The sequence below is a fragment of the Pseudomonas sp. Pseusp97 genome, from assembly GCF_047304025.1.
Lineage (GTDB): Bacteria > Pseudomonadota > Gammaproteobacteria > Pseudomonadales > Pseudomonadaceae > Pseudomonas.
Genome location: NZ_JBGLYK010000228.1, coordinates 1 through 8,647, shown reverse-complemented (window position 1 = coordinate 8,647; position 8,647 = coordinate 1). Strand labels below are relative to the sequence as shown.

General features: G+C 66.5%; 7 protein-coding genes. 5 read left to right on the top strand and 2 right to left on the bottom strand.

Going from position 1 to position 8,647, the window contains the following annotated elements:
• A partial coding sequence (locus ACCC94_RS25105; RefSeq protein ID WP_413352336.1) for a hypothetical protein occupies nt 1-193 on the top strand: 193 nt, incomplete at its 5' end.
• Between the two features lie 10 nt (nt 194-203).
• Here ACCC94_RS25105 and ACCC94_RS25100 read toward each other — a convergent pair.
• Nucleotides 204-1,568: a formimidoylglutamate deiminase gene (locus tag ACCC94_RS25100; protein WP_413352335.1), complete on the bottom strand. Its 1,365-nt coding sequence runs from the start codon at nt 1,566-1,568 to the stop codon at nt 204-206.
• A 234-nt stretch (nt 1,569-1,802) separates the two neighbouring features.
• Here ACCC94_RS25100 and hutC point away from each other — a divergent pair, with 234 nt between their 5' ends.
• A complete protein-coding gene (gene hutC, locus ACCC94_RS25095; protein ID WP_413352337.1) occupies nt 1,803-2,513 on the top strand; it encodes a histidine utilization repressor in 711 nt (236 codons plus the stop codon).
• On the top strand, nt 2,510-3,100 hold the full coding sequence (locus ACCC94_RS25090; RefSeq protein WP_413352334.1) for a HutD family protein: 591 nt from the start codon (nt 2,510-2,512) through the stop codon (nt 3,098-3,100). The genes hutC and ACCC94_RS25090 overlap by 4 nt, the downstream gene beginning before the upstream one ends.
• 449 nt (nt 3,101-3,549) lie before the next feature.
• On the opposite strand, the gene hutH is transcribed toward ACCC94_RS25090, so the two are convergent.
• A complete protein-coding gene (gene hutH / locus ACCC94_RS25085; protein ID WP_413352333.1) occupies nt 3,550-5,079 on the bottom strand; it encodes a histidine ammonia-lyase in 1,530 nt (509 codons plus the stop codon).
• 235 nt (nt 5,080-5,314) lie between these two features.
• Here hutH and ACCC94_RS25080 point away from each other — a divergent pair, with 235 nt between their 5' ends.
• Complete coding sequence (locus tag ACCC94_RS25080; RefSeq protein ID WP_413352332.1) at nt 5,315-6,331, top strand: ABC transporter substrate-binding protein; 1,017 nt, start codon at nt 5,315-5,317, stop codon at nt 6,329-6,331.
• 457 nt (nt 6,332-6,788) lie between these two features.
• Complete coding sequence (hutU, locus tag ACCC94_RS25075) at nt 6,789-8,456, top strand: urocanate hydratase (protein WP_413352331.1); 1,668 nt, start codon at nt 6,789-6,791, stop codon at nt 8,454-8,456.
• Nucleotides 8,457-8,647 lie beyond the last annotated feature (191 nt).

Sequence of the window (8,647 nt, the reverse complement as noted above, 5' to 3'; positions counted from 1 at the left end):
GGGGGGGGGCGGCCTCTTTTCCGGTCGCCCCCGCCGCCCCCCCCCCCCCCCCCCCCGCGCGCCGCCCGGCCCCCCCCCCCCCCCCGCTCCTACAGGGAGAGGCCATACGTTGGATGGGTGGAGCGCAGCGATACCCATGCTGTCTGCGCAGGGCTATCGATGGGTATCGCTGCGCTCCACGCCATCCTACTAAGGCATTCGGGTCAGCCCAGCAGCTCGCGGAGCACGCCAGCGAATTCCTGGGAGCTCTGTTCTTCCAGCGCATGCTTGCCATCGCGCACGCGCCACTTCCCGGCCACCATCACATCGCGCACCTGCCGGTCACCGCCGGCGAACAGCCAGCGGTTGAGGATGGCGTCGCCACGGGCGGTCTGCAGGTAGGGGTCGCCGCCATCGAGCACCAGCAGGTCGGCGCGCTTGCCCACCGCCAGTTCGCCGGTGGGCTGGCCGAGGGCCTGGGCGCCGCCGGCCAGCGCCGCGTCGAACAGGGTGCGGCCGACCATCGGCTGGTCCTGGCCATAGAGGCGGTTGCGGCGCTGGTCGCGCAGGCGCTGGCCGTATTCCAGCCAGCGCAGTTCCTCGACCACGCTGAGCGACACGTGGCTGTCCGAGCCGATGCCGAAGCGGCCGTGCTGGGCGAGGTAGTCCACCGCCGGGAAGATGCCGTCGCCCAGGTTCGCCTCGGTGGTCAGGCAGAGGCCAGCTACCGCGCCGCTGCGGGCCATGGCCGTCACTTCATCGGGTTCCGCGTGAGTGGCATGCACCAGGCACCAGCGTTCGTCCACCGCGACGTTTTCGTACAGCCATTGCAGCGGACGGCGACCGCTCCAGGCCAGGCAGTCGTCGACTTCCTTCTGCTGCTCGGCAATGTGGATGTGCACCGGGCAACCGCTGGAATCGGCGCCGAGCACTTCGCTGATCTGCTGCGGCGTCACCGCGCGCAGCGAGTGGAAGCACAGGCCGAGGCCCTGCTGCGGCTGCGTCGTCAGGTGCGCGCGCAGGCCATCGATCAGTTTCAGGTAGTTTTCCGTGCTGTTGATGAAGCGGCGCTGGCCTTCGCTGGGCGCCTGGCCGCCGAAACCGGCATGGGAGTAGAGCACCGGCAGCAGGGTCAGGCCGATGCCGGCGTCCGTCGCCGCCTGGCTGACGCGCAGGGCAAGTTCCGCCGGGTTGGCGTAAGGCTTGCCATCAACGTCGTGGTGCACATAGTGGAATTCGGCGACGCCGGTGTAGCCGGCCTTGAGCATCTCGATGTACAGCTGGCGCGCGATGGTGCCGACCTGCTCGGGCGAGAGGCGGCCAACCAGGCGATACATCAGGTCGCGCCAGGTCCAGAAGCTGTCGTTGGGGTTGCCGGCCACTTCCGCCAGGCCCGCCATGGCGCGCTGGAAGGCGTGCGAGTGGAGGTTCGGCATGCCCGCCAGCAGCGGCCCGGAAACCCGCTCTGCTCCCTCTGCGCCGGCGTCCGGGGTGATCGCGGTGAACAGGCCGTCGGCATCGATCTCGAGGCGGACGTTGCGCGCCCAGCCGGAGGGCAGCAGGGCGGATTCGGCGAACAGGACGGACATGCGCGGAGGCCTCGCGAGGTTCTTGGAATTTGTATATACATATACAGACGTTTGCCGAGACCGTAAACTGCCAGGCACCCGACGGTCGTCAGAGGACTTGTATGCACCGGTCGAATCCGGTACATGCCGGAGTCAGACCCAGGCCTTCGCCCCCGTCGCCCAGACAAGGAGTTTCCCGTGCCCGCATCGCCCACGCCTACCTCGCCCGCCGAGGGTTCGTCGCTCGCCGCGCAGATGGGGGAAATTCCCGCGCCGCTGTATGCCCGCGTCAAGCAGCTGATCATCCAGCAGATCCAGTCCGGCACCTGGCCGCCGCACCATCGCGTGCCGTCCGAAGCGGAGCTGGTCGACGAGCTGGGTGTCAGCCGCATGACCATCAACCGCGCGCTGCGCGAGCTGACCGCCGACGGCCTGCTGGTGCGCATGCAGGGCGTGGGCACCTTCGTCGCCGAGCCCAAGGGCCAATCCGCGCTGTTCCAGGTGCAGAACATCGCCGAAGAAATCACCGCGCGCGGCCACAAGCATCACCTGGTGGTGATCAGCCTGGTCGAGGAACTGGCCAGTGCCGAGCGCGCGCTGGCGCTGGATGTGCGCGAAGGCCAGCGCATCTTCCACTCGATCATCGTGCACTACGAGAACGATATCCCGGTGCAGATCGAGGACCGCTACGTCAACGCAGCCGTGGCGCCGGATTATCTGAAGCAGGATTTCACCGGGCAGACGCCATTCGCCTACCTGACCCAGGTCGCGCCGCTGAGCGAGGGCGAGCACGTCGTCGAGGCGGTGCTGCCCAGCCCCGAGGAATGCAAGCTGCTGTCCGTCGACCGCCACGAGCCGTGCCTGCTGATCCGCCGGCGCACCTGGTCCGGGCGCAATACCGTCACCAGCGCGCGCCTGCTGTACCCGGGCTCGCGCTACCGCCTGGAAGGACGTTTCAGTTCATGACCGCCATCAGATTGCTGCGCGCCGCCGACTACCCGGCGATGCCCTGGAAGAACGGCGCGGGCACCACCCGCGAGATCGTCCGCGATGCCGGCGAAGACCTGGAAGGCTTCGGCTGGCGCGTGTCCATCGCCGACGTCGGCGCGCCAGGACCGTTCTCCGCGTTCACCGGCTACCAGCGCATCATCAGCGTGCTGGAAGGCCAGGGCATGCGCCTGAATGTGGATGGCGACTCTTCCCGCGACCTGCGCGCACTCGACGCCTTCGCTTTCGATGGCGCCAGCGCGGTGGATTGCACGCTGCTGGGCGGCGCGATCCGCGACTTCAACCTGATTTATTCGCCGAGCCGTTACCGGGCGCGCCTGCAATGGCTGAAGCTCGACGGCGCAGCGCACTTCTTCAGTAGTGCATCGACCGTGCTGCTGTTCAGCGCGGGCGAGGGCATCCACACCAGCCTGAACGGCGCCGCCAGCGGTGTGCTGGGGCTGCATGACACCCTGATCGCCGAAGGTGACGGCGCGTTGCGTGAGTGGCGGCTGACAGTGTCGGGCAATGCCGATATCTGCGTGATCGAACTCGAAGCACGCTGAGCAGAAAGGGCGCCGAGAGGCGCCCTTTGCTTTTGTAGGATGGCGTGGAGCGAAGCGATACCCATCAATCCCTGCACGGTGAGCCGCATGGGTATCGCTCCGCTCCATCCATCCTACGGGCCGTGCCGCCCTGTTCATTCATGGGGCGACACCCGTAGGGCGGATAAAGCGGAACGCTTTATCCGCCGTCACGACCGAGCGGCGGATAACGCCAGAGGCGTCATGTGCCCTGCAGGGCTTTTGTAGGATGGCGTGGAGCGAAGCGATACCCATCAACCCCTGCGCGGTGATCCGCATGGTTATCGCTCCGCTCCACCCATCCTACGGGCCGTGCCGCCCTGTTCATTCGTGCCGTGGACACCCGTAGGGCGGATAAAGCGGAACGCTTTATCCGCCATCACGACCGAGCGGCGGATAACGCCAGAGGCGTCATGCGCCCTACGCCGGGGTTACGAATACAGTCGCGAATAGCCGATCCACCGACTCATCACCCCTTCCTCCACCCACGCCCGCGCGGCGGCGATGTCCGGGGCGAAGTAGCGGTCCTGTTCGTAGTGCGGCACCTGGCTGCGGATCAGCGTGCGCACTTCCTGCAGCTGCGGCGAGCTTTGCAGCGGTGCGTGGAAGTCCACGCCTTGCGCGGCGGCCAGCAGTTCGATGGCGACCACGCCGGCGCTGTTAGCGGCCATGTCCTGCAGGCGGCGGGCGGCGAAGGTGGCCATGGACACGTGGTCCTCCTGGTTGGCCGAGGTCGGCAGGCTGTCCACCGAGGCCGGATGGGCCCAGGTCTTGTTCTCCGAGGCCAGGGCCGCCGAGGTGACCTGGGCGATCATGAACCCGGAGTTCAGCCCGCCTTCCTTGACCAGGAAGGCCGGCAGCCCGGACATCGCCGGGTCCACCAGCTGGGCGATACGCCGCTCGGACAGCGCGCCGATCTCCGCGATCGCCAGCGCCAGCACGTCCGAAGCCATGGCCACCGGCTCTGCATGGAAGTTACCGCCTGACAGAACATCGCCGTCAGCGCTGAATACCAGCGGGTTGTCGGAAACGGCATTGGCCTCGCGCAGGAAAACCCCCGCGGCGAAGCGCAGGTGATCCAGGCAGGCGCCCATCACCTGCGGCTGGCAGCGCAGCGAGTACGGGTCCTGCACGCGCTTGCAGTCGATGTGCGATTGGTTGATCGGGCTGTCGTGCAGCAGCTCGCGGTACAGCGCGGCAACCGCGATCTGCCCCGGTTGGCCGCGCACTTCCTGGATACGCGCATCGAAGGGGACGAATGAGCCTTTCAGCGCCTCCACCGTCAGGCTGCCGGCGACCACCGCGGAGATGAACAGCTTCTCCGCCGCGAACAGTCCGCGCAGGGCCAGCGCGGTGGAGACCTGGGTGCCGTTGATCAGCGCCAGGCCTTCCTTGGGGCCCAACACCAGCGGTTCGGCGCCGGCGATGGCAAGGCCCTCGGTGGCTTCGAGGATGCGCCCTTGGTGGCGCACCTGGCCGACACCGAGCAGGGTCGAGGACATGTGCGCCAGGGGCGCGAGGTCGCCGGAGGCACCCACCGAGCCCTGCGAGGGGATGCACGGGTAGACTCGCGCCCGGTAAAGCTTGAGCAGCGTCTCGATCACTGGCAGGCCGACGCCGGAGAAGCCGCGCGCCAGGGAGCCGATCTTCAGTGCCATGATCAGCGCCACGCTGGCGTCGTCCAGCAGCGGGCCGGTGCCGGTGCAGTGGGAGAGGATCAGGTTGCGCTGCAGGGTGGCGAGCTGGTCTTCGGCGATGGAGGTGCGCGCCAGCAGGCCGAAGCCGGTGTTGATGCCATAGACCGTGCGCTGGTCGGCGATGATCTGGCTGACCGTCTGCGCGCTGCGCAGGATGGCTTCGCGGCAATGGTCCGCGAGCTGCAGGTCGGGTTGGTGCTGGTAGATGGCGCGCAGCTGGTCGAGGTCGAACTGGCCGGGCGTCAGGAGCAGGGTTTCGGACATGTCAGCATCCTGGGTTCGGTGAAAGTGTTACCGTGGATCGTTCCTGTATATACAGGTATAGCAATCGCTGTGCCATGGCGCTCCAGTGCCTGTCGCCCGGTGTTTCACCCTTTCGCGCTGTGGTTCCGGACTGAGTGAATGTCACCGCCGGTGGCATTTCCAGTCCGATGGTCGTGGGCAAATCGCGGATCGGCGGCTAAACCCAATGGACACCAACGTGCCCGGAGACCGCCCCATGTCCGCCCCCCGTTGCCTGTTCGCGCTGCTGCTGGCCTTCGGCCTGTGCGCGCAAACCCTCGCCGCTGGCTGCCCCTATCCGAAACCCGTGGTGTTCGCCGGGCTGAACTGGGAAAGCGGGATGTTCACCACCGACGTGCTGCGCTTCATCCTGGAGAAGGGCTACGGCTGTCAGACCGACGCAGTGCCGGGTAACACCGTGACCATGGAGAACGCGCTGAAGCAGAACGACATCCAGGTCACCGGCGAGCAGTGGGCCGGGCGCAGTACCGTCTGGCAGCAGGCGGAGAAGGCCGGCCAGGTGTTCTCCGTGGGCGAGACGGTGAAGGGTGCCAGCGAAGGCTGGTGGGTGCCGGACTACGTGGTGCACGGCGACGCGACGCGGGGCATCAAGGCCGCCGCGCCGGACCTGAAGTCGGTCAGCGACCTGCCCAGGTACAAGGCGCTGTTCAAGGATGACGAGGAGCCCAGCAAGGGTCGCTTCTACAACTGCCCCACCGGCTGGACCTGCGAGATCGTCAACACACAGAAGCTCAAGGCCTATGGCCTGAACGACAGCTACGTGAACTTTCGCACTGGCGCCGGCCCCGCGCTGGATGCGGCAATCAGCTCGGCCATCGCCCAGGGCCGGCCGGTGCTCTTCTACTATTGGGCGCCGACGCCGCTGCTGGGGCGCTTCAAGCTGGTGCAGCTGGAGGAGCCGCCATTCGACAAGGCGGCCTGGAAGACCCTGACCGACGCCAATGACCCCAACCCCAGGGGATCGCGCTCGCTGCCGGCGAAGATCAGCATCGGCGTGTCCCGCGACTTCCACGACAAGGCGCCGGCTTTGGTGCAGGTCTTCGAGAAGGTCGAACTGCCGTTGCCGCTGTTCAACGCGCTGCTGGCGGACATGGCCGAGCACCACCGGGACGTGGCGGATGTGCGGGCGAAGTTCTTCCGTGAGCATCGCGAGCTGTGGTCGAGGTGGGTGTCGGCGGACGCGGCGACGCGGATCGATGCGGCGTTGAAGTAGTCCGGCAGTAGGCGGTTCGCGAGCAAGCTCGCTCCTACGAAGAGCGCACCGATGCGTACCTGTAGGAGCGAGCTTGCTCGCGAACGGCATCGCGGCGAACTTCCATTTCTTGCTTGGACACAGCTTGTCTATACAACCTGTGTCCCTTGGTAGCGAGCGGTGTTACCGAACGCAACGAAACGGTGCAGCGAAGCCTTCTTCTGGTGCAATTGTCTGAAGGACGGCAATGGCTGACAGCCTCTCCCAGTTCCCGCCTTCGACTTTTTATTCCTTTTAAATCAATAAGATGAAGCAAATATCCGACTGGCTTAGCCTCTCGCCAGCCAATATTGGCCCTCGCTTTGCTTATACTTGTACATACAAGCATAGACATGATGGTTTCGAGCCCTTCGAGACCATCGAACGAACCGCCGAGCCCTCACCGGCTTATCGATCCGAGCAAGCGAAGGAGCCTTCCGTGACCAAATTCCGCGACGTCGAAATCCGTGCCCCGCGCGGCACCCAACTGAATGCCAAGAGCTGGCTGACCGAAGCGCCGCTGCGCATGCTGATGAACAACCTCGACCCGGAAGTCGCCGAGAACCCGAAGGAGCTGGTGGTGTACGGCGGCATCGGCCGCGCCGCGCGCAACTGGGAGTGCTACGACAAGATCGTCGAGACCCTGAAGCAGCTGAATGAGGACGAGACCCTGCTGGTGCAGTCCGGCAAGCCGGTCGGCGTCTTCAAGACCCACGCCAACGCCCCGCGCGTGCTGATCGCCAACTCCAACCTGGTGCCGCACTGGGCCAACTGGGAACACTTCAACGAACTGGATGCCAAGGGCCTGGCCATGTACGGCCAGATGACCGCCGGCTCGTGGATCTACATTGGCAGCCAGGGCATCGTCCAGGGCACCTACGAAACCTTCGTCGAGGCCGGCCGCCAGCACTATGACGGCAACCTCAAGGGCCGCTGGGTCCTCACCGCCGGCCTGGGTGGCATGGGCGGCGCCCAGCCGCTGGCCGCGACCCTGGCCGGCGCCTGCTCGCTGAACGTCGAGTGCCAGCAGAGCCGCATCGATTTCCGCCTCGCCAGCCGCTACGTCGACGAGCAGGCCAATGACCTCGACGACGCCCTGGCGCGCATCGCGAAGTACACCGCCGAAGGCAAGGCCATCTCCATCGCCCTGCTGGGCAACGCCGCGGAAATCCTCCCGGAACTGCTCAAGCGCGGCGTGCGCCCGGACATGGTCACCGACCAGACCTCCGCCCACGACCCGCTCAACGGCTACCTGCCGGCCGGCTGGACCTGGGAGCAGTACCGCGACCGCGCGCAGACCGAACCGGCTGCCGTGGTGAAGGCCGCCAAGCAGTCCATGGCCGTGCACGTCAAAGCCATGCTGGAGTTCCAGAAGCAGGGCATCCCGACCTTCGACTACGGCAACAACATCCGCCAGATGGCCAAGGAAGAGGGCGTGGCCAACGCCTTCGACTTCCCCGGCTTCGTCCCGGCCTATATCCGCCCGCTGTTCTGCCGCGGCGTCGGTCCGTTCCGCTGGGCCGCGCTGTCCGGCGACGCCGAGGACATCTACAAGACCGACGCCAAGGTCAAGGAGCTGATCCCGGACGACGCCCACCTGCACCGCTGGCTGGACATGGCCAAGGAGCGCATCAGCTTCCAGGGCCTGCCGGCGCGCATCTGCTGGGTCGGCCTGGGCCAGCGTGCCAAGCTCGGCCTGGCGTTCAACGAAATGGTCCGCAGCGGCGAGCTGAAGGCACCCATCGTGATCGGCCGCGACCACCTCGACTCCGGCTCGGTGTCCAGCCCGAACCGCGAGACCGAAGCCATGCAGGACGGCTCCGACGCCGTGTCCGACTGGCCGCTGCTCAACGCCCTGCTGAACACCGCCAGCGGCGCCACCTGGGTCTCGCTGCACCACGGCGGCGGCGTGGGCATGGGCTTCTCGCAGCACTCGGGCATGGTGATCGTCTGCGACGGTACCGACGAGGCCGCTGCGCGCATCGCCCGTGTGCTGACCAACGACCCGGGCACCGGCGTGATGCGCCATGCCGACGCCGGCTACCAGATCGCCATCGACTGCGCCAAGGAGCAGGGCCTGAACCTGCCGATGATCACCGGCAAGTAAGGCGCCGTTGTGTCGGCGGATAACGCTGGCGCGTTATGCGCCCTACCGCAGTAGCAGAAACGCAGGACCAGGGAGAGGGGCGCCCCCCCGCGGGGGGGGGGGGGCCGGGGCGGTAAATAAGAAAAGAAAGGGAGACAAAAAAAAAACAAGGGGTGGGAAAAAAGAATTTAGCGGGCCGGAGTAGGAGACAA